This window comes from Egbenema bharatensis FJBBOT/2019 (assembly GCF_048077055.1).
Classification (GTDB): domain Bacteria; phylum Cyanobacteriota; class Cyanobacteriia; order Elainellales; family Elainellaceae; genus Egbenema; species Egbenema bharatensis.
The window spans coordinates 576,015-602,035 of sequence record NZ_CP182236.1 but is presented as its reverse complement, the minus strand read 5'-3'; the positions used below and the strand labels follow the sequence as shown (position 1 = coordinate 602,035).

28 protein-coding genes and 1 pseudogene are annotated in these 26,021 nt (G+C 50.0%); 11 read left to right on the top strand and 18 right to left on the bottom strand.

Annotated features, from left to right (window positions below; genetic code table 11):
• Positions 1 to 5: 5 nt before the first annotated feature.
• Positions 6 to 1,022 carry a type III-B CRISPR module-associated Cmr3 family protein gene (locus tag ACM1PF_RS02705; RefSeq protein WP_416672126.1) on the bottom strand — a complete coding sequence of 339 codons (1,017 nt, stop codon included), beginning with the start codon at positions 1,020 to 1,022 and terminating at the stop codon, positions 6 to 8.
• Positions 1,007 to 2,698, bottom strand: a complete 1,692-nt coding sequence (locus ACM1PF_RS02700; RefSeq protein ID WP_416672124.1) for a type III-B CRISPR-associated protein Cas10/Cmr2 — start codon at positions 2,696 to 2,698, stop codon at positions 1,007 to 1,009. Before ACM1PF_RS02700 ends, ACM1PF_RS02705 begins: the two co-directional genes overlap by 16 nt.
• Positions 2,699 to 2,926: 228 nt before the next feature.
• On the opposite strand from ACM1PF_RS02700, the gene ACM1PF_RS02695 reads away from it, so the two are divergent.
• Positions 2,927 to 4,078 carry a helix-turn-helix transcriptional regulator gene (locus ACM1PF_RS02695; protein WP_416672122.1) on the top strand — a complete coding sequence of 384 codons (1,152 nt, stop codon included), beginning with the start codon at positions 2,927 to 2,929 and terminating at the stop codon, positions 4,076 to 4,078.
• A 27-nt stretch (positions 4,079 to 4,105) separates the two neighbouring features.
• Here the strand turns inward: ACM1PF_RS02695 and dinB are convergent, their stop codons facing one another.
• Positions 4,106 to 5,209: a DNA polymerase IV gene (gene dinB / locus ACM1PF_RS02690; RefSeq protein ID WP_416672120.1), complete on the bottom strand. Its 1,104-nt coding sequence runs from the start codon at positions 5,207 to 5,209 to the stop codon at positions 4,106 to 4,108.
• A 106-nt stretch (positions 5,210 to 5,315) separates the two neighbouring features.
• Between dinB and ACM1PF_RS02685 the strand changes: the two genes are divergently transcribed.
• A complete protein-coding gene (locus ACM1PF_RS02685) occupies positions 5,316 to 5,924 on the top strand; it encodes a DUF4174 domain-containing protein (protein ID WP_416672119.1) in 609 nt (202 codons plus the stop codon).
• 220 nt (positions 5,925 to 6,144) lie between these two features.
• Here ACM1PF_RS02685 and ACM1PF_RS02680 read toward each other — a convergent pair whose 3' ends face one another.
• A complete protein-coding gene (locus tag ACM1PF_RS02680; protein ID WP_416672117.1) occupies positions 6,145 to 6,777 on the bottom strand; it encodes a class I SAM-dependent methyltransferase in 633 nt (210 codons plus the stop codon).
• A gap of 22 nt (positions 6,778 to 6,799) precedes the next feature.
• Positions 6,800 to 7,738 (bottom strand): diacylglycerol/lipid kinase family protein, encoded by a 939-nt coding sequence (locus ACM1PF_RS02675; RefSeq protein ID WP_416672115.1) that lies wholly within the window; start codon positions 7,736 to 7,738, stop codon positions 6,800 to 6,802.
• 106 nt (positions 7,739 to 7,844) lie between these two features.
• Here ACM1PF_RS02675 and surE point away from each other — a divergent pair, with 106 nt between their 5' ends.
• Positions 7,845 to 8,579: a 5'/3'-nucleotidase SurE gene (gene surE, locus ACM1PF_RS02670; protein WP_416672113.1), complete on the top strand. Its 735-nt coding sequence runs from the start codon at positions 7,845 to 7,847 to the stop codon at positions 8,577 to 8,579.
• Positions 8,580 to 8,714: 135 nt separating this feature from the next.
• Here the strand turns inward: surE and ACM1PF_RS02665 are convergent, their stop codons facing one another.
• The 6 genes from ACM1PF_RS02665 to ACM1PF_RS02640 all read right to left on the bottom strand — a co-directional run bounded on the left by ACM1PF_RS02665 (position 8,715) and on the right by ACM1PF_RS02640 (position 12,608).
• Positions 8,715 to 8,951: a hypothetical protein gene (locus ACM1PF_RS02665; protein ID WP_416672111.1), complete on the bottom strand. Its 237-nt coding sequence runs from the start codon at positions 8,949 to 8,951 to the stop codon at positions 8,715 to 8,717.
• A 102-nt stretch (positions 8,952 to 9,053) separates the two neighbouring features.
• Positions 9,054 to 9,302 (bottom strand): hypothetical protein, encoded by a 249-nt coding sequence (locus ACM1PF_RS02660; protein ID WP_416672109.1) that lies wholly within the window; start codon positions 9,300 to 9,302, stop codon positions 9,054 to 9,056.
• 333 nt (positions 9,303 to 9,635) lie between these two features.
• Positions 9,636 to 10,889: an MFS transporter gene (locus tag ACM1PF_RS02655; protein WP_416672107.1), complete on the bottom strand. Its 1,254-nt coding sequence runs from the start codon at positions 10,887 to 10,889 to the stop codon at positions 9,636 to 9,638.
• Between the two features lie 224 nt (positions 10,890 to 11,113).
• A complete protein-coding gene (locus ACM1PF_RS02650; RefSeq protein WP_416672105.1) occupies positions 11,114 to 11,350 on the bottom strand; it encodes a hypothetical protein in 237 nt (78 codons plus the stop codon).
• A gap of 449 nt (positions 11,351 to 11,799) precedes the next feature.
• Positions 11,800 to 12,231, bottom strand: a complete 432-nt coding sequence (locus ACM1PF_RS02645; protein WP_416672103.1) for a hypothetical protein — start codon at positions 12,229 to 12,231, stop codon at positions 11,800 to 11,802.
• A 17-nt stretch (positions 12,232 to 12,248) separates the two neighbouring features.
• Positions 12,249 to 12,608 carry a GIY-YIG nuclease family protein gene (locus tag ACM1PF_RS02640; RefSeq protein WP_416672102.1) on the bottom strand — a complete coding sequence of 120 codons (360 nt, stop codon included), beginning with the start codon at positions 12,606 to 12,608 and terminating at the stop codon, positions 12,249 to 12,251.
• A 378-nt stretch (positions 12,609 to 12,986) separates the two neighbouring features.
• On the opposite strand from ACM1PF_RS02640, the gene ACM1PF_RS02635 reads away from it, so the two are divergent.
• Together ACM1PF_RS02635 and ACM1PF_RS02630 are read left to right on the top strand one after the other, a co-directional pair.
• A complete protein-coding gene (locus ACM1PF_RS02635; RefSeq protein ID WP_416672101.1) occupies positions 12,987 to 13,925 on the top strand; it encodes an undecaprenyl-diphosphate phosphatase in 939 nt (312 codons plus the stop codon).
• A 244-nt stretch (positions 13,926 to 14,169) separates the two neighbouring features.
• Positions 14,170 to 14,508: a DUF565 domain-containing protein gene (locus ACM1PF_RS02630; protein ID WP_416672100.1), complete on the top strand. Its 339-nt coding sequence runs from the start codon at positions 14,170 to 14,172 to the stop codon at positions 14,506 to 14,508.
• Positions 14,509 to 14,543: 35 nt separating this feature from the next.
• Here ACM1PF_RS02630 and ACM1PF_RS02625 read toward each other — a convergent pair whose 3' ends face one another.
• Entirely contained in the window at positions 14,544 to 14,717 is a 174-nt protein-coding gene (locus tag ACM1PF_RS02625) for a hypothetical protein (RefSeq protein ID WP_416672099.1), read from the bottom strand.
• A 204-nt stretch (positions 14,718 to 14,921) separates the two neighbouring features.
• Between ACM1PF_RS02625 and ACM1PF_RS02620 the strand changes: the two genes are divergently transcribed.
• Together ACM1PF_RS02620 and ACM1PF_RS02615 are read left to right on the top strand one after the other, a co-directional pair.
• Complete coding sequence (locus tag ACM1PF_RS02620) at positions 14,922 to 15,443, top strand: MarR family winged helix-turn-helix transcriptional regulator (protein ID WP_416672097.1); 522 nt, start codon at positions 14,922 to 14,924, stop codon at positions 15,441 to 15,443.
• The gene (locus ACM1PF_RS02615) at positions 15,440 to 16,321 is read left to right on the top strand and encodes a DMT family transporter (protein ID WP_416672095.1); all 882 of its coding nucleotides are present in this window, start codon (positions 15,440 to 15,442) and stop codon (positions 16,319 to 16,321) included. Before ACM1PF_RS02620 ends, ACM1PF_RS02615 begins: the two co-directional genes overlap by 4 nt.
• Positions 16,322 to 16,433: 112 nt before the next feature.
• Here the strand turns inward: ACM1PF_RS02615 and ACM1PF_RS02610 are convergent, their stop codons facing one another.
• A complete protein-coding gene (locus tag ACM1PF_RS02610; protein WP_416672093.1) occupies positions 16,434 to 17,252 on the bottom strand; it encodes a tetratricopeptide repeat protein in 819 nt (272 codons plus the stop codon).
• A 625-nt stretch (positions 17,253 to 17,877) separates the two neighbouring features.
• Between ACM1PF_RS02610 and ACM1PF_RS02605 the strand changes: the two genes are divergently transcribed.
• The 3 genes from ACM1PF_RS02605 to ACM1PF_RS02595 all read left to right on the top strand — a co-directional run bounded on the left by ACM1PF_RS02605 (position 17,878) and on the right by ACM1PF_RS02595 (position 20,836).
• Positions 17,878 to 18,837 (top strand): COX15/CtaA family protein, encoded by a 960-nt coding sequence (locus ACM1PF_RS02605; protein ID WP_416672092.1) that lies wholly within the window; start codon positions 17,878 to 17,880, stop codon positions 18,835 to 18,837.
• Between the two features lie 58 nt (positions 18,838 to 18,895).
• Positions 18,896 to 19,891: a heme o synthase gene (locus tag ACM1PF_RS02600; RefSeq protein WP_416672091.1), complete on the top strand. Its 996-nt coding sequence runs from the start codon at positions 18,896 to 18,898 to the stop codon at positions 19,889 to 19,891.
• Positions 19,892 to 20,197: 306 nt separating this feature from the next.
• Entirely contained in the window at positions 20,198 to 20,836 is a 639-nt protein-coding gene (locus tag ACM1PF_RS02595) for a lysophospholipid acyltransferase family protein (RefSeq protein ID WP_416672089.1), read from the top strand.
• Positions 20,837 to 21,053: 217 nt separating this feature from the next.
• Here ACM1PF_RS02595 and ACM1PF_RS02590 read toward each other — a convergent pair whose 3' ends face one another.
• The 3 genes and pseudogenes from ACM1PF_RS02590 to ACM1PF_RS02580 form a co-directional block, all read right to left on the bottom strand.
• On the bottom strand, positions 21,054 to 21,548 hold the full coding sequence (locus tag ACM1PF_RS02590; protein ID WP_416672087.1) for a general stress protein: 495 nt from the start codon (positions 21,546 to 21,548) through the stop codon (positions 21,054 to 21,056).
• A 545-nt stretch (positions 21,549 to 22,093) separates the two neighbouring features.
• Positions 22,094 to 22,764, bottom strand: a pseudogene (locus tag ACM1PF_RS02585) (response regulator transcription factor).
• Entirely contained in the window at positions 22,761 to 24,203 is a 1,443-nt protein-coding gene (locus tag ACM1PF_RS02580) for a sensor histidine kinase (RefSeq protein WP_416672085.1), read from the bottom strand. The pseudogene ACM1PF_RS02585 and the gene ACM1PF_RS02580 overlap by 4 nt, the downstream one beginning before the upstream one ends.
• Positions 24,204 to 24,334: 131 nt before the next feature.
• Between ACM1PF_RS02580 and ACM1PF_RS02575 the strand changes: the two genes are divergently transcribed.
• Positions 24,335 to 25,462 (top strand): pentapeptide repeat-containing protein, encoded by a 1,128-nt coding sequence (locus ACM1PF_RS02575; protein WP_416672083.1) that lies wholly within the window; start codon positions 24,335 to 24,337, stop codon positions 25,460 to 25,462.
• Here the strand turns inward: ACM1PF_RS02575 and ACM1PF_RS02570 are convergent.
• Together ACM1PF_RS02570 and ACM1PF_RS02565 are read right to left on the bottom strand one after the other, a co-directional pair.
• Positions 25,459 to 25,677: a type II toxin-antitoxin system HicB family antitoxin gene (locus ACM1PF_RS02570; RefSeq protein ID WP_416672082.1), complete on the bottom strand. Its 219-nt coding sequence runs from the start codon at positions 25,675 to 25,677 to the stop codon at positions 25,459 to 25,461. The genes ACM1PF_RS02575 and ACM1PF_RS02570 overlap by 4 nt on opposite strands.
• 127 nt (positions 25,678 to 25,804) lie before the next feature.
• A complete protein-coding gene (locus tag ACM1PF_RS02565) occupies positions 25,805 to 25,936 on the bottom strand; it encodes a hypothetical protein (RefSeq protein ID WP_416672080.1) in 132 nt (43 codons plus the stop codon).
• Positions 25,937 to 26,021 lie beyond the last annotated feature (85 nt).

Sequence of the window (26,021 nt, the reverse complement as noted above, 5' to 3'; positions counted from 1 at the left end):
TCTCCTTATGCAACGCCTTCAATGTCAACTGGAAGACATAATCCACAGCCCAAATGCTTCAGGGGTAAGCCTTCCCTGGGAAACCAATCCTCTGGAAATTCCCACCAGGTTTTATCCAGAGGTTGTTTGAACACATAAACCGTTCCCGGAGGAACCGCATAGCGGCCCCGTCCTAATCTCCCCCGCTCAGTCGATCGCTGGCCAATGCGATACCGATAGGGAATAGGTTTATCCGTCAACATCTTGATCCCCTCTTTGGGGAATTCAGAATGCTTGGGATAGCGGTAGGACAGATGATTAGAACCCCAAACCCCTGGAGTGAGTAGGGCACAGGTTTTCTGGATTTTGGTCGTCAGCAACTGATGGATCGTACTGTCTGAAGCAATTTCCTGACAGCGAATGTCTACCATGTGTCCTTCTCCTCCAAAGCGATACCAGCCATCCGGTAGCGCATAGGTCGATAGATAAACCAGGCAAAAGTCCTCATCCATCTGCACTGCGTTTTCCAGGAATAGTCCATCCTCATCCAGCACATGCCGCTCATCCAGCTTCATCTGAGGATGCAGAAACGAGACATATTCCCAGGGGGCACGACTCATCTCACTATTCTTCCGAATATCGGCAGTGTTGGGTCTTTTCCACGAATCAATACTCTGCCACCGATATTCCGCTTCTATGTCCAACTTTTGTGGATCACGCTCCCATTTCCGTTGGGGACTCAACCTCCACTCATCATCTTTACTGTTGTCAATAATGCGATGACGGGGTAATGGGACATAGAAATTGGCGACATCCCCGTGGTTTGCCCAAAACGGCCCAGAAACAAATAGTTCTTGCTTCAGCGTCTCATGGGGAGCAAATTTTTGGCTTTTGTTTTCACTAAAAAAGAGTCCTGCCAGGGTAGCCGCATCCGGTGGAAATTTTGCCCCCGATCGCCCCACTAAATTTTCAGGAGACAGGAATGCTCCGGCACTACCGTAGAGAAAGCCTAAGGGCGACACAATGACTAGGTATTTGAACATAGCTGCCATCCCACCTGTACTAAATCGTTAATCCATCGCACAACCGCAACCTCACTGTTGTCCCCTGCAATTCTTGTCCACTGTCGTTGCTTTTGAATGTCCTGCCCCCAATCATCAAAATAAAGATCAAGCATTGCTAACGCTAAATCTCGATCGATCGGATTTTTTTCGCTGCCCAGTTCACGCAACCGGATCGCATGACGCGCCTTTAGATGTGACCAATCGCTGTAAAGATGATTCCAATTTGCCTCCACTCCCGTTTTCCCATCACGGTCACGGTATTTCGTCAGAATATCCAAATAATCCCAGGGGCAAGTCCACTGCACGTATTGACCGCTATTGAACACCACCCGAATCGTCAACCGATCGCGCCCCAAGCTTTTCGATCGTTTCTCCGCCTCTCGGCAATGCTGCAAAATGTCTCGCTGTGGAACCTGATGCCCGGCCCAAACAAAACCAACACTATAGGTAAAATCAAGATCTAATTCCTGTTTCAAATCAGCCTGTAACGTTTTCCATTGTTTGGGTAGATCTAGCAACCAATTCCAAGCTTCGATCGGCTTTACTTTATCGGGATTCTCCTGATTTTGAGGGTCCTCGCTGTAGAGAACACCCAGAAAATCGTCGCCCCCAGCATAAATCACACGACCTTTGCCCTGGGGAAATAGATCTTTCTTATCTTTAAACTCTCTTCCCCAATTCCGCATCAACTCAGTAAAGCGGGTGAGAACTCGATCGCGCTTTTCCGGCTCATCAGGATAGCGATCGGCTAGCTGTTTCAGCTTGTCACCAACCTTATCTCCATCTCCCATGAACCAGCCTGTCCAGTATCCCGCTTCCCGATAAATATCTTTGAATCCTTCATCGAGATCAGTCAAACCCGTTTGTTTCGCCAGCCTGGGTAATGTTGCTAAACGCTTGACCAACTCAGGAATGCTCAATCGTTCCCGTGGGGTAATGAACTTACCGCTATCCTCTTTTTGAAAGTGTTTTCTGAGTGCTTCATCCGATGGAAATGGTTCTTTAGATCGTCTGAGATCATCCAAAATCCAGGCAAGGCGCAGATAAAATCGCTCCAGTTCCTGTTGTTCTTCATCCGATAACGATCGTCCCGGACGAGAATGTTCCTGTCCCAGACGATGCCAGGCGATCGCATCCGTACCGCTCAAACTGGAACTTTCCCCTACCCAGTTAATCGCCGTCCAATCCCGCTTCAGCTTGCGAGTTTCCAGATCCTCCATTGCCGCTTGGGGGTTCTCTCCTGTGCCCCAAAACACCTCCCAGGTATAGCTACCCCAGCGTTCCCACTCCCCTTTCTGCTTGCCAACCTGATCTTCTTTCTGCGACCAGTGATATTCCGCATCCACATTATCCTCCACCCACTTACGACATACAGTGAGTAGATGCTGCCAATGCTTGAGCAAGATATTTCTGACGCGATCGCGCTCAATAAAGCCACCTTTCACCAAAATTCGATTTGGCATTCCCTCCTGATGGTTAATCAGAGCAGGCGAAATCACCTCAAATTCAGGCGGATGATGAAACTCTTCAACAATCTTCTGGCTCAAGTACGACAAAATCAGCGACGCGCCAAATAAATCTCTGAGCTTCCGCGACTTTTCAATAAAGCCTTGAACTGGGGCAAAGCTGATCGCCGTGTAGGTCGGTGTAGACACAACAGATACTCCCCATCTGGGTAACTTAAATCACACTATAGCCAGGTTGCCCAGGATAATACGAGAAATATCTGATATTCATCAAAACTTTTGCCAATGCCTGGGAAGCATGAAATTAATAGCCTGAAAGATTTATTAAAAAAAGAATTAATATTTTATTTTTCTTGACATTAAGAAATCAACCAACTACTAAAGCTCAAACTACACCTACTCACCCCCTCACCCCCAATGACCAAACCCATTACCCTCCATCCCTACGCCGATCGCCCCTCCTTCGAGCGATTACTGCTGCTGATAGCCACCCTGCTCAACCATCCCGGCATCGGCAGCCGAGAAAAACAAGAACCCAGAACTCAGGATGCCCTGATTGCCGTGCAAACCGCCATGCAAACCACCGCGATCGAATTAGGCATGGCTCTCCCCCAATATTCCGTCCACACCCTGCGGAAAGACCTGGCAACCCTGCGCCAATACGGACTCCTGCACTCAGGGCGGCATGACTGGGGATACTACCTGGGGACAGGCGTAATGTCAGTCAAAGAACTGCAAGTTGCCCTCCAGGCATTAGCCGCCCAAGCCAAACAAGGCGATCCATTCGTGCGGCAAGTGTACGCCAGGCTGGAGCAACGCCTGCGAGGACGCAACTTAGATACCCAAGGGCAATTATTTTATCCAGTCCGCACCCAACTCAGCCGATCGATCGTTCCCACTGATCCAGATGAAATGCAGCACCGGGGACAGCAGCGCAACACCTTATTTCATCAACTCTATGCCCTGGAAGAAGCGATCGTTCAGGGACAAGCCATTGAAATTTATCGAACTCGAAATCCTTACCAGCCCGAAGCAGTTGGATATCTTCAGGTTTATCCACTTCAGTTTATTTATTCAGACATCGCCTGGTATCTGTTATATGAATACGCTTCTAACCAGCATTTAGAAATTGAGCGAATCGATCGCTTCTCTAATTACCTCAAGCCGATCGCAGCTTCAGCACGAGGAATTAACACCCAAAGAGAACAGCTCAACATAGCTCATCATTTACTAAAAGATGGCTGGGGATTATATTTAGGAGAAATTGAAGAACAGCAAAGAGAACTAGCCAGTGAATTGTCATTAACACAGGTTACTGTCCGCTTTTTTGAACCCGTCATTACCTTTATCGTAGAAGGAGAATATCGACATCCCAGGCAAATCATCCACAAAGGCTCAAAGGGAGGCATCCGCTATATCGACTACACCATTTTGCTCCCCCCTCGATCGATCGATGAATTTAGTCGATGGGTGTATCGCTTCATGCACCATGCCAAAGTTTTAGCCCCTCAAAGTTTAGCAGAACAGCACCAGGAAGCAGCATACAAACTCCTACAACTCTACGAATGAATTTGACCGAACCAGATATCGATCGGCTCAATCGGATGCAAACAAGTCCAGCACTAGCTGTTCATATTGCTCCACCTGAGCATCAGGAAACCCAGAAGTCGATAATCCCAGCAGTCTCACCCTTCGCCCCTCCAACTCGATCGCAGCCAGGAGTTCTAGAGCAACCGCCAAAATCGTTTCCACATCCTGAACCCAGTAAGCCATCGTTCGACTGCGCGTGATCTGCTGATAGTCAGCATACTTCAGCTTCACGGTCAGCGTGCGACCATAACACTGTCGCCGATCCATCCGATCCTTCAGAACGGGAGCTAACTGCCCCAACGCCGCCACAACAGCAGGGCGATCGTCTAGATCAACCTTAAAACTCGTTTCCACCCCGATCGACTTACGAATTCGATTGGCATTCACCAGACGTTCATCTTGACCTCTGGCAATTCGGTAAAAGAAACATCCGACCTTGCCAAAGTGATGTTGTAAATCTAATTCACTCCACTGGCGCAAATCCGCTCCTGTAAATATTCCTAATTGATGCATCTTACTGGCTGTCACCGTACCCACCCCATGAAACCGATCGATCGGCAATTGGGCAATAAAGTCTTCCGCTTGCTCAGGGGGAATCAGATACAGACCATTCGGCTTATCCATTCCCGAAGCAATCTTCGCCAGGAACTTGTTAATGGACACTCCAGCCGAAGCCGTCAGTTGGGTTTCCTGATAAATCTCAGCTTTGATCGCCTGAGCCACCCAGGTTGCAGAAGGAAGTCCCGCCTTATTTTCAGTCACATCCAGATACGCCTCATCCAACGCCAGTGGTTCCACTAGATCCGTATAGTTGTGAAAGATTGCACGAATCTGCTCTGACACCGCCCGATACACCTCAAAGCGCGGCTTGACAAAAATCAAATCAGGACACCGTCGCACCGCAACGCGAGAGGGCATCGCAGAATGAACTCCAAATCTTCTCGCTTCATAACTCGCGGCTGCCACGGCTCCCCGCTGCTCCGGCGTTCCACCCACCACGATCGGTTTCCCCCGGTAAGATGGACGGTCACGTTGCTCCACCGAGGCATAGAAAGCATCCATGTCTACGTGAATGATTTTGCGGTAAGTGGGAGAAAGCAACTGCTCCATGATGACTGGTCAGGATAAAGCATCGGCGGGCAGTCAGATCAATGCAATTGTACTACTTTGATCATCCGTTACAGTGTAGGAAGATGCGATTAATTGGGATGAGTTTATGTTGTGGAAAAGTGCGGTATTGACTGGGCTGCTGCTTACAGGCACAGCCTGCTCTGCAATGGAGGCATCGATCGCCCCTGAAGCGACACCTGAATCCCCAGCCGAACTGATGGCTCAGGACTTGGTAGCTCCAGACTCGACTGCCCCAGAGACTCTTCCAGAAACTCCTCCAGAGGCTCCTCCAGACTCGATCGCCCCTCCCTATCCAGCTTCACCCCGTCCAACCCCAATGTCCTTCCAACTTGAAAACTATCAATGGCAGAATCGAGTCTTGCTTGTCTTTGCGCCTTCATCCCAGCAGCCTGACTACCAGGAACAAATGCAGCAGTTCGCCACCCAGTCGAACGGTTTTGCAGAGCGAGACTTGCTATTAGTTCAGGTTTTAGCCGATGGAGAAAGCCGACTGAACGACGATGTATTGGAACCTGCCTCTGCCGATCGCCTGCGCCAACAGTTTGGAGTTCAGCCAGATGAGTTTGTGGTGATCCTGATTGGTAAAGATGGAACGTCAAAGCGCGAGCAAGCGACTCCCGTTGATGTGGACTCACTGTTTGCTCAAATCGATGGAATGCCGATGCGCCAACGCGAAATGCAGGAACGAGAGTAATACTGATCGTAAATGACTGATCGTAAATGATTGTGACAATGCGATCGCCAGCAGCAAACTACGTGTTAATAGCTACTTATTAAGAGCAGATTAACATTCACTTTGAGGCAAAATTTTGTGAGTAAACATAATCAGGATAGAAACGTGATTAACGTTGACCCCATCACGCTCCTGTTTGTAGTGGTCATGTTGTTGTTTATTCCCCTCGTGCTGGCAGGATTCATGTCCCAGTAATCTCAATATCAGGCTTGCTAAAAACACTCAGCACCACCGGCCCCAGCAGATAGTGATGTCCCATACTCCCTAAACCCGCCGCCTGTCCCAATGCTTCCCTGACCACTGGACTGTAGAGCCGGATCCTGCCTGGAGCCACACCCCACTGCTGGGGTTGAGTCGCCCAACGGCTACAAAAATCTGCCAGGTAGAAATATCCGCCTGGTGATAGCACCCGACTGACTTCTGCCAGGACAGATTCGGGAGATGAATAGTGCAGAAAACTGACCGTATTAAAGACGGCATCAAACTGTTGATCGGGAACAGGTAAGGACTCTGCCCTGCCCTGAAGGTAGGTAATTCGCTCAGAATAGCGATCGCGCTGTTTTGCCTGATGGATCATTTCAGGGGAATAATCAATTCCAATCCCCCGCAATTCAGGAAAAGTAGCCGCCAACCGATCGAGCAAGCGACCTGTCCCGCAACCCAGATCCAGAACGTAAGGACGATCGGGTAAATGAACGAATTCTAACAGCCGTTGATGAATTGCCTGATAGAACACAGACGGAAACAACCAATCATAGCTGGATGCCCAGCGGTTGAAAAGACGAAGTTTGAAATCAGGAGATGAATTCGACATTGAAAACCACTTGTCAGAACAGTTATTTCCATTGTCGATCGCCTGTTGCCTGATCATCCTGTAGGGGCACCAGAAATTGCAGAGCTTGAGGAATCACATTAATGTCAATGGTGAAGGCGGTCGGAGTCCCATGACTGGCAGTCTCAACTTTGTCATCAATGTGCAGCTTAAAATCCTGTCCCTGAATCTGAATTTGCTTGGCTCGGTGAATCGTTAATTGGGGCAGATGGTGCTGACCGGCTAATCGTTGCGCCAGGTATTCATCGAGAAGGGGGCGATCGGATTCAGTGAAAAGAACCACATCCAGCAGTCCATCCCCTGGGTTCGCCTCAGGGGCCAGATCAACATTTGAACTCACCGACTTAATATTCATCACCTCCAGGAAAATATATTCCCCTGAGTGAACCTGCTCATCCAGACACAGGCTGAAGGATTTGGGAGCATAGTGCTTGAGCTTGGTTTGCAGCATTTGTAAGATGGCTTTAATCTCGGACTGAGAGTTAAACCGATCCAGCACCGGGTTATTTTCCGCCTCCGCCATCATACTGGCAAACAAGCCTGCCCCAAGACTTTCAATCAAGTAAGATGACCCTCGATCGCTGTTCACCTCAGCCACATCAAACGGAATGAGTTGGGCCGTTGACCAGTAGTGAATCAGATCTTCGATCGGCGTATCATCTGCAAATCCCAGCGTCTTTACAATATTATTGGCTGTTCCAAGGGGCAAAATGGCCATCGGCACCGATCGCCCAATCAGCCGCTTCGCAACCTTACCGACCGTACCATCCCCGCCTGCCACCACGATTAGATCGCCTGGATCTTCCAGTACCGTTTCCCAGCGATCGTCCTTCGCGGATTGATACGTCACCGCATGGCCAGCCTGGCGAATGAGTTGAGTCAGCTCATCTCCAGAAATCTGGCTATCTCCAGCACCCGGATTGTGAATCAGCGTCACCTGCATAACGATCTCTCTCAGAAGCTTGAAGTTAAATCCTATCTATTTATTTAAGATGGCCATTACAGTAAAAAAACTACATTTTGGATGAGTTGTAGGGAGGACTTTAACGATGCGAATCCTGATCGCCAACGATGACGGTATCTATAGTCCTGGAATCGCACTTTTGGCAGAGGTTGCATCCCAATTTGGCGATGTTCGCATCGTCGCACCGGATGTGGAAATGTCCTCTGCGGCCCACTCCATCACCGCCTCTCGCCCCCTTTCCTACAAACCAACCCCCATCAAAAACTTTGAAGCCTACCGCGTCAACGGTACGCCAGCCGATTGTGTGGCCCTCGGTGCCTACCACTGGGACAAAGTTGATATTGTATTGTCGGGAATTAACCTGGGGAGTAATTTAGGCAATGCGATGTGGCATTCGGGAACGCTGGCAGCCGCAAAACAAGCTGTGTTGCTGGGTATGCGCGGGATCGCCTTGAGTGCGCCCGTCACCTGGAGTGAGCCAAATTTTGAAGTGCTTCAGCCCGCCGTAGAACGAGTTTTGAAACTGCTTGTCTCTACACCAGAACTGTCCCTGATTAACGTCAATTTCCCAGCGGAAGAACCCAAAGGCTTTTGCTGGACCCGTCAATCCGTACGGCATTACGACGGTAAAGTGATTCCCGGCGAAGACCCAATGGGCCGATCGCACTTCTGGTTTACGGTGACTCCCGTCGAAGTCACAGAAGAAGGAACCGATCGCTGGGCAGTGGAGCAAGGTTATGTATCGATGACTCCGCTCCGCCTGGATCTGACAAATGAATCTGAATTAATCGATGCGCGATCGAAATATGCACTGGACTAAGGAACACAAATTCAATAGCCTGTAACTCTTGTGGGGTGGGCATCTTGCCCGCCCAGTCAAAGAAGCAAAACGGTGAACAGGTTATTGAATTCACGATCCTAAGGTATGACCTGAACCAGTGACTTAAACCAGCGGCTAAACCAGAGACGATTGCGGCTCCAGATCGCAAACGGGCACTTCTCGACGGGAAACAATCCGCAATTCATTGGGATACCGGGGTCGCGGCTCATCCACCAGCCAGATCGGCGGCACCATCATAGCTTCATAGTAGTCAATCTGATACAGCACCCCTGGTTTTTCCTTGAGTTCTACGATCGTCCCTGGTAGATACTCAAACATTTCATCCCAATCAATCATTGCTTCCGTGTTCATCGCCCTTAATTCTCAACACTGCAACCTGTCCTATCCAGAGCCACATCACTCGATCATCAATCCAGCTCAACAACGATCCGGCTCATCAACGCATCGATCGCATCAATAGTAGAAATCGCTGTGGTGGAGTACCACTTCTCCGTGATCGGGAACCCAGGCAATCCAGGTATCCGCAGATGCCTGACAGAGCAACTTTGCCTCATCAAACCCATACTCACTGAGGGGCTGGAGCAACTTCACCCAGGCATCGCGGTTGTAGGTGATGTGGCAAACCGGACTCCAACCGGAGGCGATCGCCAGTTCCAGATCCAGATCCGATCGGTCAACTGAATGGGTTTCTGAAAGGGTCATATGCTCTCTCCGTCTCTTCAAACCGTCTCTTCAAACCAATATTCGTCAAGCCGTAGCAACTCCTCCCCTCCGCAGGCAAGAGAAGCAAACGAAATAATTTCTGTAGTCATTTTTACAAAATTGGTGTGCGATCGCGTCTTTCCTTCGGATTAATTAACAAACCCTGACAAAATAGAGCACATCCCGGTACGGGCACACTGCTGTACGCCCCTACAGGCAATCTATCTGCCGTGCAAGCGATTTGAATCGGTATCACACGGGCGAACGCAATTCGCCCCTACCTCACTCCTCACACGGGCGAACGCAATTCGCCCCTACCTCACTCCTCACTCCTCACCCCTCACTCCTCACCCAAGGAACTTCTTGCCAAAACAAAGGAATCGCCAATAACCCTGCAATCAACTGAATTCCCCCAAAAATTGCTAACGTCCAGCCAAACCCCAGGTACAGCAGTTCCCCAAAAATTAAGCTGCCAATTCCAAACCCGGTAAACAGGGTAAACACCTTTAGCCCCATCGTTTGCCCCAAATTATCGTCATCGCCCAAGTCCGTCACAATGCCGACGAAAAGCGGTTGGGTCAGATCGTATCCCAGTGATAGAACTAAGATAGCGATCGTGGTTCCCAGGGGCGGAATATCCAGAATCATCGCCAGACCCGCCAGAGCAGCCATCAATAATCCCGCCGGAACCAACCACCGTCTGCCCCAGCGATCGACCGCTTTCCCGATCAGGGCACTGAACAACAGTCCAGGAATGCCATAGCCCAGAATAGTCAACCCAATATTGAGGGCATTCATCTCATAGCGTTGGGACAGATACAAACCTAACCAGGTATACACTCCCGAATGATAGATGCCATTCCACAGCACATAGGCATAGGTTCGCTGGCCGCGAAAGGTGCGCAAGATCTCGCTATATCCCCGAAACACCTGACGAATCGTTGGCAGCTTTTCCACCTTTGCCGTATCAAACATCGCCCCATAGCGATTCAACCGCCAGAGCACCAGTGCTGCCATCACCGCCGTTCCAACAAACAGCATCCGCCACCCGACAAATGGCTCCAGGATTGCCCCACCCGCTGAACCCGCCGCCATACCTCCTTCCATTGCCGCAAACACCAGCCCCAGCTTGCCGCCCCGCTGATCAAAGGGAAACAAATCGCCGATGAGCGCAAAGGTAAGGGGAATCACCCCACTGGCTCCGATCCCCGTTACCAGTCGCCAGGCTGCCATTTGAGAAGCGGTTTGAGCCGTGACCGTTAGCCCAGTACACACCACAAAAATAATCAAAGAAATCCGAATAATTGACCAACGCCCAAAGCGATCGGACAGAATGCCATAAAACAAAGCCATCAAAGCATAGGCCAGCATATAGATCGGCACAATAAAGCCAATTTCCTGGACTGGAACATTAAAAATCTCGGCTAAACGCGGGATTAATGGGGCAATCATGTAGCCCTGCAAAAAAATCAGTCCAGCGGCGATCGCCAGCAGTCGAAAAAGAGCCTGATGTTGACGGAGTCGCAGTTCCCGATCGGAGGATTCAATATGAGCGAGAGGATCAGGACGATTTTGGGGAGAGGACATACGATTCAGGTGAGATCATCCCCCTGATTGTAAAATAGCGAACAGTTTTATGCTCTCTGATCTGTTACAAACGTGGCGCGATCGCGGATTTACGGGTGGATGGTTTCCGGTGGGGTGAATCGCTCCTGAATTTTGCTATCCCTTACCCAATTTAGGCATGAAAGTTGAATAACCTGAAAGCTTTGTGGAATGGGCATCTTACCGGCCCAGACCAACGGATTGTCTTATCGCATGACACGATACTCTGTGCTGATGGACATGAACACGGTCGGATCAGGCGTTGGGAGTAATGGACTCAAGCTTTCAATACGACGGAAGTTTTTTAGATAGAGATCGTGAATAGTAGCACGAACCACTTCTTTAGAACCAAAGATGATGATGCGAACACGCTCTCGTCCAGCATTCGGATCAGAATCCTCTTCAAAGGCAGGATGATCGAACAGGTTAAAATCACCTGTCATAGGAACACTCCTTGTATGGGTTAAGGTTTAGTGACCAGAAGAAACCCAGCAACCCGGATGTCCCCCGCGTTCAACCATCGCAAAGTTAGGGATAGGAGGTTGTTCAACGGATTAGGTGGAGTCCACTAAAAACGCTAAACTAATCCAAGCCCGACGGACAGCTACGGTCGTCTGTGGGGTTAGAGGTATGTTGTAGCTTCCGACTACTTCATACCTCGCCAGGTTGTTGGGAACCAGGCTACTGCGACACGCATTGATGTAGCCATAAGTTAAGAAGATACCAGATCGATCGCCTCAGTCAAGTATTCTGTTGTACAAATTTACTGGAGGGGTTCCAAACTACCTGGAGGTAGGGAAGATCAAATCCCAGCTTGCCGAATAAAGCGAAAAAAGGAATCAAAGACAGAGGGCGATCGGAGGAACGATGAACTCACGACAGAAGCGTTGGTCTATGCTGCTTCAGTTTGATGACTTTGACGGTATTGCTGGAGCAAGCGAACCTGATCGCTCTGAATGTTAACCTGACAATCCTCAAAACTGCTGGCATCTGGATCAAGGAGAAAGGTAACTGCCAGTTCCACCACAAACTCGGATGGAAACTCGCACTCAGTTGCGTATTGCTCAATGCCTTTTTGGAGAGAGAGAGGCAGATAAGCCAATACATCATGATCAGGAAGATGAGTTAGTGAATCCTGATCGTTCATACCAGTACTGATAGTGGTATTGATATCTGCTGATTCCAGGAAGTAGCCGATCGCTAACTGCACCACAACCTCAGGCGAAAGGTTCATCTCAAATGCATAGGCTTTCAGCGCAGATTGAATGCGCTCAGGGAAATAGCTGAGCATAGTTGGGCTTGTGGTTGAGTCAGCAGTTTGCATCTATCTGTTCCTTGATGCTAACGATCGTTGTAAGGGGGCTGAGTTTGCCCAATCATGACTTGTTCTAATTGATATGATACTCGATTCCACTGGAAGGACAGAGTTGTGAAAGCAATCCGCACATCGTCTGGATCAAGGCGATCGATGAATGCCCATCCCAGTGCTTTATGTCCTCCGCGCAATCGTGCCCGGATGTTTGTGCTTTTACCGATGTATAGAATTCCTGCATCTCGTTGTCTAAAAGCATAGATTCCAGGGCGGGGAGGTAACTCATCAAATTTACGGCTCAAGGGAGCGCAATAGTTAAATGTCCTACTACTCAGGCTATCCAGAAGGTTTAGTGCTTTCTCAACCACAAAATCAGGATATTCGTCCATTCTAGCCACTAGAGAATATTGATACTGACTATTGAATTTTGATTCCAAGAAACCTGCTCATTCTACGATCGCTCCTTAGGAATGCAAACTGAATCATCTGAAATTCTTGTGGGATGAGCATCTTGCCCGCTCAGGCAAAGAGGCAGAATGGTGAACAGGTTATTTAATCCGCGATCCTCAGCGAATGTAAGCAGATTGTATTTTTTTACGGATGAACTCAAAGTATTTGTAAATCTCCCATCAGATGATTGATTAGCAGAAAGTCATACGATACGGTGGAAACTGAAATGGACTAATATCTGCCATAGCAACGGTAAAGATCTATCTTTTTTGGGGTGCAGATTTTTCAGTGTCGATCGTCGTTACGTTTAGTCAATCATGAGTTTGTTTGAATCCGTTTTGTTGGGCATTATCCAGGGAATTTTCATGTTTTTCCCGGTTAGCTCAACCAGTCATTTGGTATTGACTCAGCACTGGTTAATCCAGCGGGGATCCAGTCTGCCCTCCCCCGATAGCCCCGAAATGATTTTTTTTGACCTGGTGGTTCATGTGGGCACCCTGATTTCGATCGTGGTCGTGTTTCGCCGGAGTTTGAGCCGTTTACTGACGCGGATCTGGAAAGATTTTTGGCAACTGGCCCCAGAGATTGGCTCTTCCCGTGGAGAACGGCTGAAGCTGCGACTGTCTGCCCTCCGGACGCGATCGCTCTTATTCCCCAACGGTCAACGGGTTGGCGATCGGCTCTATCTGAGATTGGCGGTACTGGGCATGATTTCCGTGCTCGTCACCGGATTAATCGGACTACCGCTCAAATCTGTCTTCAAAGAAGTATTCGCTAACCCGCTTGCCATTAGCTTCACCCTCACCATTACAGGCATTTTGCTTTGGTGTACCGATCGCAAGTTACGACAGTCTCGCGGATTACGTTCCCTTTCTCCCTGGGTCGCCAGCGTCATTGGCATTGGCCAGGGACTGGCTTTAATTCCGGGATTGAGCCGGAGCGGAATGACAATTTCCTTTGCCCTGTTCACCGGATTAAAGCGACAATGGGCCGCAGAGTACAGCTTTTTTATCGCCTTCCCCACAATTCTAGGAGCCACGGTACTGCAAACCATCGAAGTCTTAGAGGCTGAATCCTTCAACGGTTTAGGCGTAATGCCCTTGCTCGTTGGATTTATCGTATCTGCTGGAGTGGGAATTGTTGCCTTACAGATGGTTCTGCACTTGCTCTACAAAGCTCGCTTTCGCTACTTCTCCTACTATGTGTGGGTGCTGGCTGCGATCGTTGCGCTAGGAAGCTGGCAAGGGGCTTTTTAGCTGAGTGATATTAAACGCTAAGGAATGCAAATTTAATCATCTAAAACTCTTGTGGGGTGGGCATCTTGCCCGCCCAGTCAGCAAGGCAGAATGATTACAGGTGATTTGATCCACGATCCTAAACAAAGATGCTTTAAATCGCTTTAAAGTCACTCCCTGGGAAGGTTTGGGTGTAAATTGGGATGAATGCAGGGAACCCACCCCTGCCCCTGCCAAAAATGTTCCTTTAAGTCAAACCTTCGCCATGCAAGATACCCGGCTCAATACCCTGGTAGATACCCTGATCAGGCGATTTACAGCCTGGCTCCGCAACCCCTGGCGGCGCATCTCAGTCCTAATTATTAGTTTGCTATTCGGTAACTACTTTGCCAATGCGATCGCCCTCGTCGCTGGACAACGGGCTGAACTGGATATCACCTTTGCTGCCATTATGGTTTTTTTTGGCGAGCTAATTAGCTGGAGCGTCTACAACCGCAGGCTAACAGAGGGAGGAATCCGTCCCCTGTTTGTTGATATTCTGAACTCCTTCAAAATTGGGGTTGCCTACGGTTTTGCTGTAGAGGCCTTCAAGCTTGGCAGTTAACTCCATTCACCCAGCAGGATGAGAGACTGACCAAACTAGCGATTTAAGCCAACCACACCCTCTAAATCGGCTCCAGCAAATTCGGCTCCGGTCACATCGGCATCGGTCAGGGGGGATTGGTTCACAGCGGGTGAAGCACATGCAAGGAGAACGCTTGAACTCAGGAAAGCCATCACACCCGCAACGGCACCTAGCTTGTTAATCATCATAAATGAACTCTAAAACCAATGTTGTAATCGCAACACAGCATATCAGGGTGTTCGCCAGTTCTCTTCCTTCTGGAGTTGTAAAATCTTCCAGGTCGTATTGGAAATACTTGAACTGAAAACAGACTTGGGGTTGAGCTTTACATTCACCTCGCAAATATGCATAATGCATACATAAGTAGTGACTATCACTTCTGAACTTGCTCTATGGATGACGAAAGAACATTAAATCTTTTGGGGGCACTGGCACTCAGCCTTATGGATGCATTGAGTTCTGTTGTTGAAGTCAATGCTGGATACGGTGGAGAGGCTCCTGCTGCGCTTGTGACATTAGGGGTTGATCCAGGACTCTCGATTAACACACTACGACAAATTCTCAATCTCTCCCATCCAGGAACCGTTCGCCTCATCGATCGCCTGGAATCCCAGGGACTTGTTGAGCGCAGATCTGGAACGGATGGTCGGACACTTGCCCTATTTCTTACGGAGGCAGGTCACGAACGACGGAAAGCCATTCTGCTTGAGCGACGACAACAGTTGCAGTTTGCTATGAGTTTGTTGACAGAGGATGACCAAAAACAACTCACAAAACTCCTGGAAAAGATGCTTACAGCAATGACGACCAGCGAGTTACGTAATTTTGCAATTTGCCGTCTTTGTGAAGAAGAGGTGTGTCCTGCGGATCGCTGTCCCGTAGAGCAAAAATATCGCCAACTACTGGAATCATGAACAATATTATCCTTTCACTGGGTTACGCCTTTTGCTGGGGCGTAGGAGTCACGCTGACAAAAATCGCGCTTTCAGAAATTGCAGCAACGACACTCCTCATCATTCAACTTCTCTCTGGTGTAGTCTTCCTTTCAACCATCTGCTACTTGAAAGGTCATCAGCTCCCCTTTTCCTGGAGTCATCTGAAACGGGGGATTGCAGGAATTTTTGAACCTGCCTTAGCATATATGTTCGGTATCTTTGGCGTACAAATGACAACTGCCAGCAATGCCACACTGATTGCTTCATCAGAGGTGATTCTGACCATTCTATGCGCCGCAGTTTTTCTAGGTGAGAAATTAACGCGAACGAAAATATTGCTTTCGGGTATCAGTTTTTCAGGTGTAGCTTTATTGATGTTGCAGGATGCTGAAGGTGCAAATCATGCTTCCCTTGTCGGTGACTTATTGGTGCTAACAGGAACGGTTTTTGCGGTTTTTTATGTTCTTTTCAGTAAAAAGCAGATTGAAACAGCAGACCCGCTACAACTGACGACTTCCCAACAGATAGTTGGCTTGATTGTAACTGTACTCTGCTTTAGTCTACTATCGACTATCAATCCAAGCTATGAAGTCAACGTCGCAGGAATTTCACCACAGTTCTGGTTGCTTGCGATCGCTTCAGGAATTATGCAATATGCTCTGGCATTCCTGATTTATCTGATTGCGCTGCAACATATTCCTGTGAGCCATGCTGCGTTTTACATTGCGCTGATTCCTGTTTTTGGTATAGCGAGTGCCGTTGTGGCAATTGGCGAACAACTCACTTCTGCCCAATGGATGGGTGGATTGTTGGTTATTGCATCGTCTTACTGCGCCAATAGCCTGAAAAGCACCTAGAAATTGACGACATACATCGGAGCGATAATTTAGCAATCGTAGAGCAGACATCTTGCCCGCACTGGCTGGAAGCCTGCCCTACGAAAGGTAGGTGTATTGCTGCCAAGGTCTACTAATAAAGAGCCTGAGCCAACTGCATCCGATATTGCATCGTTAGAGGATGAGTATCTCCCAACAAATTAAAAATGATCAGCATCGCCTTGCGGGCCCCATCATCCCGGTACTTGCGATTTTCACCGACGATCGCCACCAGGTTTTGCAAAGCTGCCTCGTAGTTGCTGCCGATCGCTTGCTGGATGGCAGTCGAAAAAGCTGGATCGAGTTCCTGATCGACTGAAGACTGACTGGTTTGCTTCAGTTGGATCAACTCCCTCAGGGCATTCGCCTGGGCATAGTGGGTGCGCTCCTGCTCGCCGATCGATGACAGCAGTTTCTCAGCCGACTCCATTCGATCCTGGGACACCAAAAATTTCGCTGCTTCAATCAGCAATAGCCGACTTTGGGGGTACTGTTCGATCAACTGAGCAAAAATTGCCTTTGCCTTTTCCGGCTCTCCAGTTGCGGCGGCTGACTGCGCTGCTGCCAGTTGCCCTTCCAGATCAGACTTGAGATTCAACTGACTCAACAGATCTCGAATCTTCGGCTCAGGCAACACCCCCACAAATCCTTGATACATCTGCCCCTGGCTGACAATCCGCACATCAGGAACCCCTTCAACCCGGTAAGAGTTCGCCAACTCTGGGTTTTGGTCAATGTCAATTTTGGCCAGAATAAAATCGTATTCCTGCACCAACTTCTCCAGCACCGGCTTGAGCATCTGACAGGGCCCACACCACTGGGCAAAAAAGTCGATCAACACCGGCTTTTGATACGATGCCTCCACCACCTCTGGCATAAAGTTCGTCTGATCCACATCCACAGAAACGCCCATTGCAGTCACCTTCCCCAACATCTTCAACAGCCTGACAAACCCTCTGTAGAGAGCTTAATCCATCCGATCGAGGATTCAGATCGGTTCTAAGTAATACGCTAGGATCAAATTAATGAATTGCCCACAGAATCCGCAGAACTTTTAAGGTTTTCTGGAAGCAAATCATTTTCTGGAAGCAAATTATATAGTGCGAATTTCAATTTCCGTAGCGCAGGCAAGATGCCTAACCGTAAACCATCCATTACCCAAATGCAAAACTGGGATACATTCCCTAAAATTTCCGATTCCCTCAAGAAGCATTGGCTTTATGTAGCGATCGATACAAAATGTATTGTTACCTCATAGGGTGCTTAACTGAACGATGCATATTCTGCAATTCAGGTAATCCATTACCCTCCGATCGCCCGCCCCACAATCCGAAGAAATCCCTAAGTCTGTGCCGATTCTGGGTTTAACTCACTAGAGTAATAGCTAGAGTGTCCGCTCATTGTCCAGCTCCTGGAAGTTAACTTTTCTTAGTATTCGTTAAAGCGGTTCTGGCTTATCGGATCACTGAATCCCCTCCAGGGAAATCCTGTTTGGTCTGTACGAACTTTAATTTAGAGCGTTTGAGGAACTATTGCTGATGGCTGACTCCAGCATGCGTCCAACTGTGCTGCACCCTGATCACTCCAGTCATTCCAACCTTTCATCATCCAGGGCTTCGACTTCTCCACGAGATCAGGTGCGCCGATTAGTTTGGAAAATGGCAGTTGCCACCCTGATTTTGATGGCGATCGGCAGTGCCACTCGCGTCATGAATGCGGGACTGGCCTGCCCCGATTGGCCCCTCTGCTACGGAACCCTGTTCCCCGGGCAGCAGATGAATTTACAAGTATTTCTGGAATGGTTTCACCGTCTGGATGCAGCACTGATTGGCGTAATGGCGATCGTCCTGGTGGGCTTAAGCTGGTGGCATCGTCAGAGCTTACCCCGCTGGACACCCTGGGCTGCTAGCCTGGCGCTCGGATTAATTGTCTTCCAGGGGGTTCTGGGCGGTTTAACGGTTACAGAGCTGCTGCGGTTCGATATTGTCACCGCTCACCTGGGAACGGCCCTCCTGTTTTTCTCAACCTTGCTGGTAATGGGAGTGTTGCTGCTGCCCTATCAGGCCACAGGATCCGTCGGCAAACTACCCTGGTTGAGCTTAACGGCTGCAATATTGGTTTACCTGCAAAGCCTTTCAGGGGGATTAGTCGGTTCCCAATGGGCCCTGCACCAGTGCTTGATGGTGTCTCAGCTTTGTAGTGTGATGAACGCTCACCTGCTGGGAGTTTTACCGGCAAGCCTGTCAACCCTGGCTGTGATCATTGTGGCCTGGCGAACCCCTGCCCTCAGTGCAGCCCTGCGCAGATTGACCCATGCCGCTGGATTGTTACTGTTAGCCCAGGTGATTCTTGGTGTAGCAACATTCCGTTTACACCTGCAAGTTGAATTGCTGACCGTATCCCATCAGGCAGTAGGGGCAGCCCTTCTAGGAACACTGATTTGCTTTACGGTATTTTCCCTGCGCGATCGCCATCAAGCAGCCCTGCTGGAAGCTTAAAGTTCCCATCCCATTCAGCATTTTTACAACTAAAGATTGTTTCAGGAAGAGATAGCGAATGCAAGAAACCACTTGGACGACAACCACTCGTCATCACCAGAACCTCTGGCAGGTGCTCCAAAGCTACACGCAATTAACGAAACCTCGAATTATTGTACTGCTGCTGATCACCACCGCAGGCAGTATGTGGATCGCGGCTGAAGGGCAGGTTGATCCGTTTCTGCTGATCATTACCCTGCTAGGGGGAACCTTAGCCGCCGCCTCAGCCAACACCATCAACTGCCTCTACGATCGTGATATTGATTACGACATGGAGCGCACCCGGCATCGCCCCTTACCCTCTGGACGCATTCAACCCCGTGATGCCCTGATTTTTGCGATCGTCCTGGCCACCCTCTCATTCACGCTGCTGACCGTCTTTGCCAATCTACTCAGTGCTTGTTTAGCCATGTCGGGCATTGTCGCCTATGTCCTGGTCTATACCCACTGGTTGAAGCGACACAGTACGCAAAATATTGTGATTGGGGGAGCCGCCGGAGCCATTCCACCTCTCGTCGGTTGGGCGGCGGTCACCGGAGAATTAAGCTGGGCCGCCTGGGTGTTTTTCGCCATTGTTTTCCTGTGGACTCCGCCCCACTTCTGGGCCCTGGCTATGATGATCCGTCAGGACTATGCCAAGGTCGGCGTACCCATGCTTCCCGTTGTCTCAGGTCAGGTGACGACGGCTAAACAAATCTGGATTTATACCCTGCTGATGCTGCCCGCGACACTGCTGTTGGTGTACCCACTGCACGTCATGGGATTGTTCTACACGATCGCAGCCTTTGTATTGGGTGGAATCTTCCTGATGAAAGCCTGGTCGCTGCTGGAAAATCCGCTGGATCAGGGGGCAGCGCGATCGCTGTTTAAGTACTCGATCTTTTACATGATGTTGCTGTCGGCTGGAATGGCGGTGGATAGCCTACCCATGACCCATGCCTTAACGAACTCGCTGGTCGATCACCTGAGCGATGCGACAGAAACATTGCCCATCAGCCAAATCTTCTGGCAATAGCGCATTTGGGGGTATGCAGAAAACCAATGTCCCCCGTAGGGGCGCACCGCTGTGCGCCCTTAAAAGCATTCATTACCCAGGGTCATGCGTGTTCGTGCAAACATGCCCGGTGGGGGCGCACAGGGGCGTAAGAGGGCGCACAGCAGTGTGCCCCTACGAACATATGGCCCCTACAAACCATGCGCCATTGAAATCAGAATTTGGATAGAGGTTACAAGGAATCGAACCGGGGACGGTAGGATTGAATTGACCGTGATACCGCCTGCGATCGGTTCATTCATTACAACCTCTATTTTTTGATCCTTCATGGGAAAAGACCGCGAACCTGCCATTAGCCTTGCCCTTTACCACCTGTTCAAATGGTCGGTGGTCAGTCCAATGCTGCACGCCTACTTTCGGGGAAAAATCTACGGAGCAGAAAATGTGCCCCAAACGGGTGGACTAGTGGTAGTCGCCAACCATGCCAGCGACTTTGACCCGCCGATCGTCTCTAACTGTGTCCGTCGTCCCGTGTCCTATATGGCCAAAGAGGAATTGTTTCAGGTTCCCGTTTTAAGTCAAGCGATTCAACTCTATGGAGCCTACCCCGTGAAGCGTGGTTCCGCCGATCGCAGTGCCATTCGGGCTGCTCTATCCCAGTTAGAACAGGGGTGGGCAGTGGGCATTTTCCTACAGGGAACCCGCACCCCCGATGCGCGGATCTCATCCCCCAAGCTGGGAGCTGCCATGATCGCCGCCAAAGCCCAGGTGCCGCTCCTCCCAGTCAGCCTGTGGGGAACGGAGGCAATTATCCAAAAAGGAGCAAAACTGCCGCGATCGGTTCCGGTTACAGTCCGGATTGGTGAGCCAATTCCACCCCCAGCTCCCGGCGATCGAGTTGCTCTAGAAACCGTTACCCAGCAGTGCGTTGAAGCGATCCACGCGCTCCATGATTTGGGGCGATAGCTCTCTATCAGCATTAACTCCGAAAACTTCGGTTACTTAACGATTAGAGTGCAAATTTGATCACCTAAAATTCTTGTGGGGTGGGCATCTTGCCTGCCCAGTCAAACAAGCAGAACGATAAACAGGTTATTTAATCCACGATCGCCCCTATTCTTGACCAACTATTCTTGACCAACTATTCTTGACTAACTATTCTTGACTAACTATTCTTGACTAACTATTCTTGACCAACATAGCCATCCTGACCCAAAATCGCCTTAGCCTTCTCTAACTCCTCCGAATTTCCTGCCGCCAAAACCACATACCGCACTGGATCGATATAATCCATCCGAGACTCTCCACTGTACACACCTGCTCCCATTAGAGCCGCGATCGCACTACCGCCGACAGCACCCACTCCACTACCCGCCAGCACCATACCCACCAGATTAGAGAGTGGGCCCACTGCAGCCGTTCCCTGCGTCTCGGTACTCACAACGCTCAACAGTAGCCCTGCTAACGCCCCAAACATCGCTCCCGCCATCGCCCCTCCCTTGGCACTCCGGTTCGCTTCCGTTTCAGACACCGGGGGACTGGGCGCGATATCCTGGGATACCACCGAAAGTCGATCGGCCGCAAATCCCGCATCCTGGAGGGTACGGTAGGCCGCTTCGGCAGTAGGACGATCGGGAAAAACGGCGATCGGGGTTGGAGAGTCTTGTGGGTTCATCATTCAATCCAGCGTAACTTCTTGCAAAACGTGGCTTTCAAGAGAAAATTCAAAATGAGAATTCAGAAAAATTAGTGCTTTTCGAGGAAAAAGTAGAAAAAGCTCAGTATGTTGTAGGGCAAGCATCGCAGCGTATGGAAGGGCATGATTGATTAGCCTCATGCCCAATCAGCACACCCCCTTATCATTTCCAAATTGCCCAACTTTTGTCTTCCCACCAAAGCAATAGTTTCGTGAGTTGGAGCAATTCATCCCAAAAAAAATGAGCCATCGAGATTCAGTATCACAACCTGAATGCATGATGACCCAATGCTAGAGCGTGAGTCTGCGAACAATGAAGAAGACAGAAATAAAAAAGCTGATGTGCATCTCACTTGCCCATCTGATTCGGGAAGGAACCCTGTGAGCCAGGTATTCGGTGAATCAGGTGTTCAAGGTTTGATGCCGATCAGCTTCACCCTGTTTTCAGATCTGTACTTAGAATGACATCCCCAGGTGAATTGATCATGAACCTTTGATGAGAAAACATTCATGTTTCTCCCATACCCTCATGAACAGAGCCGATATCCTACACCCCGTACCGTTTCAATCAAATCGTCGCCCAACTTTTTCCGCAAATAGCCCACATACACATCCACAATGTTAGAGCCAGGATCATAGTCATAGCCCCAAACGTGGTTGAGCAACTGTTCACGACTCATCACCTGCTCCGGATGGCGCAGAAAGGTTTCCGCCAGGGTAAATTCTCGCGCTGATAATTCCACCAGCCGATCGCCCACATAGACCCGTCGAGTCCGTAAATCTAACCGGATATTGCGGGATTGCAAAACCGCATCAGATGGATTCGCTGCCGCAGAACCACTGACGCGGAGTCTGGCGCGCACCCGGCCAGTAGCTCATCAAAGTGAAACGGCTTGGTGACATAGTCATCAGCTCCCAGCTCCAGCCCCGTCACCTTATCCTGCACATCATCCCGTGCCGTTAGAATCACCACAGGTTGCTGAAACCCCTGCCCCCGCAACTCTTCCAGGACACCAAACCCATCCTGACCCGGCAACCCCAGATCCAGAATAATCAGATCGCACTCCTCCTCGATCGCCAACTGAATCGCAGTTTGCCCATCCCTGGCCACGATCGTCGTAAACCCATTGGCCCGGAATCCTTTCTCCAGGAATAAAGTAATCCGGGGTTCATCTTCCACAATCAGAATCCGATTCATGTAAAGAGCCTTTTTTTGTTCGGTTCTAGCGGCAGGATCACCATGAAGGTGGAACCAATTTCAAGTTGACTCATTAACTCTACCCGACCCCCGTGCGCCTCGGTAATGGCCCGAACGATCGCCAGCCCCAGCCCAGCCCCTTCAGAGCGACGGTAGCTGTTGGCCGCCCGCGCAAATCGTTCAAAAATCCGCTTTTGATCCTCTGGGGCAATGCCTTCACCGGTATCCCGTACCCAGAATCTCACTTCTTTGCGGGTAATAGCATAGCCTAATTCAATTAAATCAGTCGATTTCGTGTAGTGGGTTGCATTCTGAATCAAATTCAAAATTGCCCCGGTCAGCCGCTGCCGATCGCCCACCATTCTGCCCTTACCAGAGCTTTGCAGCACCCAAACGCGATCCGCCAGGGTTTGGGCCTTACTGAACAGATCTTCCATAAAAGCGGGAATATCGATCGTCTCCAGATGCAAGAAATCCGGGCGTTCGGCCTTCGCCAGAAGAATCAGATCATTCACCATCCGGCTCATCCGATCCAGCTCATCCATCACCAGATCCAGGGTTTCCTGCCGTTCCTGAGGATCATCCCCCAGCAGTTCCAGATGGCCCTGAATGATGGTAATCGGAGTCCGCAGTTCATGCCCCGCATCGTTGACAAAATCTCGCTGGCTGATAAAAGCTTCCTGAAGCCGATTCATCATGGCATTAAAGGCTTCCGCCAGTTCAGTCATTTCACCAGAGCCTTTCATCGAGGGAATCCGCCGCGTCAGATCCGATTCATTAATCGATCGCGCCGCTGAAACGAGTTGCTTCATGGGCGACAAAATCCGGGCTGTGGCAAACCAGGCCAGCACAAATGAGATCAAAATCACCCCGATCGCCACCTGGACAAAAATCACAATTCCATCCAGGGCTTCCTGCCGTTTTCCAGCGGTTTGTTGCACCACCACAAAGGATCCCCGAATTCGATCGCGCAGGATCAGCGGTTGAGCACTGTAGAGAATATCCCCCATCCCAGACACCCGTTGTCTACCCGACACAGAATGGCCAATATTCATCCAGCGATCGGACAGGGACGAACCTGGCTCCAGCACAGGGGGAAGCTCAGACGGGTTGGAGTGGTAGAGCTGCTCATCGACGATCGCAATCAAAAAATGCTCTTCTTCCGGCATTTGTTGCGCCAGATAATCATCCAAAAAATCATATAACGCCCGATCCGATCGCAGTTGGAGAGATTCCCATTCTCGCTGGGCACTGCGAAACGATTGCATCTCTTGATTTAACTCTGCCTGGGCCCGCTGGCTAATATTGGCAAACAGCATCAGCAAAAAAATGGGCACCGAAGCTGCCGTGACCAGGAGCATCAACACCGTGTAAAGCAGCAGGATGCGCGTCCGGGTTTCTCCCAGAAACCAGTGCCACCAGGGATATTTCGCTGCCATATGCTACACCTTACCCATCTACAGATCCCATTTGCTTGCCCCTCTGACTGCACCCCCTCAAATTTATCCTAAAGCCCTATCCGCCTCGAACAATTCACATTAGAATCAAGGCTAATTCGTAGGAACACCAGATGCAGCGACGGTTGAGAGGGCTGATTCTATTTACGCTAACCCTGATGCTGATCGGGTTAGTCACCCAGAGCTTCTGGCTGGGCTTGATCGGCTCGATCGCCACATTGTTGATTACCGGACTGATTATAGAACGCTCCCTCCAGCCTGTCCTGACCCAATTTCTCTCCCCTCGACGCTGGCGATTTCTGGTGGGCTGCCTGGGAGTTCTGGCTGCCGTCTATGGGCTGATCCAGCTCAGTCCGCTGCGAGTCGCCTATGGTTGGCTATTTGCCCAAAACTGGGAACGGATCGCCATTCTGGGTAGCATCCTGGGGGCAGTGGGTCAAATCCTGATCGCTATTCTGGCGGTTTATGTGGGTTGGGAACAGTACATTGTCTCCAAGGCGTTGACGATTCAGTCCAACACGATTACCGAGCAACAGACGATCGACACCTACTTTGAAGGCATTGCCCAACTGATGCTGGATGAACACGGGCTGCTGGAGGATTTCCCCATGGAACGGGCGATCGCAGAAGGACGAACGGCCGCCATCCTGACTAGTGTGAATGCGGAGGGGAAAGCCAAAATTCTGCGGTTTCTCTCCTATGCCGGACTACTCACCCCCCTGAAGCGCGATCGACGGTTGGGGAAAGCGATTCTCAATGGACAAGGGGGATACGCCGAAGATCGTCAGCATGGACTGTGTGTGATTGATTTGGGTGTCATCCTGGCCGGAGCTGATCTATCCAGTACTGACCTACGCTGGACAGACCTGAGTGACATTAACCTGGTGCGAACCCACTTCAACGGGTGTAGCCTAGCCCATGCCAATCTCTCTCGAACGATCCTGCGGGAAGCGTCCTTCATCGGAGCCGATCTCTCCCAGGTTCGTCTTTTCTATGGCAGCCTTGAAACCGCCACCCCCCGCAGCCGCGCCGACTTTCCTGACTATAAAACTGGAGCCTTCACCGGAGCCGTGGTGGAGGGAGCCGACTTCACCGATGTCCAAAACCTCTCGGAAGCCCAACGAATCTACTGCTGCACCTGGGGCGGCTCAAAAACCCGCAGTACTATTCCCGGTGGCTGTGAGGGAATTGTCGATCGGCTGGAGGGCAACAGTGCTACGATTCAACAAACGCCCCACTAAACCACAACCTCACCCAAGAATGCTTCCACTTCAGGGATTTGATAGGGGGTACCATGCTTCTCTTGCACATACAAATACCCTCTAATCGCATCTTTGATGTTTGCGATCGCTTCGTCCAACGTTTTGCCCTGGCTCATACAACCCGGCAGGGCAGGAACATCGGCAACATAGCCTTGATATTCAGGATCAAAGGTAAAAATGACCTGGAATCTCATACAGGTTTGTCCTCTGAATCGTCAATGGATAGCCTGAGCACGATCGCTCTTTTCCAGGATGACATTGTTTGCGGTATTTCCCCACCACCCACGCCGCCATCCTTCACCCAACGATCGCCCCCAAACATCAAGCGCGATCGCCTTTACTCCGTTTACTCATGATGGCCAGAGCTTTATCGAGATCTTTGGTTTTGATCGATCGTAAGTCCATCAAAATTTTGCGGATGAGGTTGAACTCATCCTCGCTGAGAGTTGGCATTGCTGTAATCCTCGTTTAGTTAATGGCTAACTCGCGCCAAGTGGTGTTACTTTGCACTATCTAACACTACCATGCGCTAATCGCT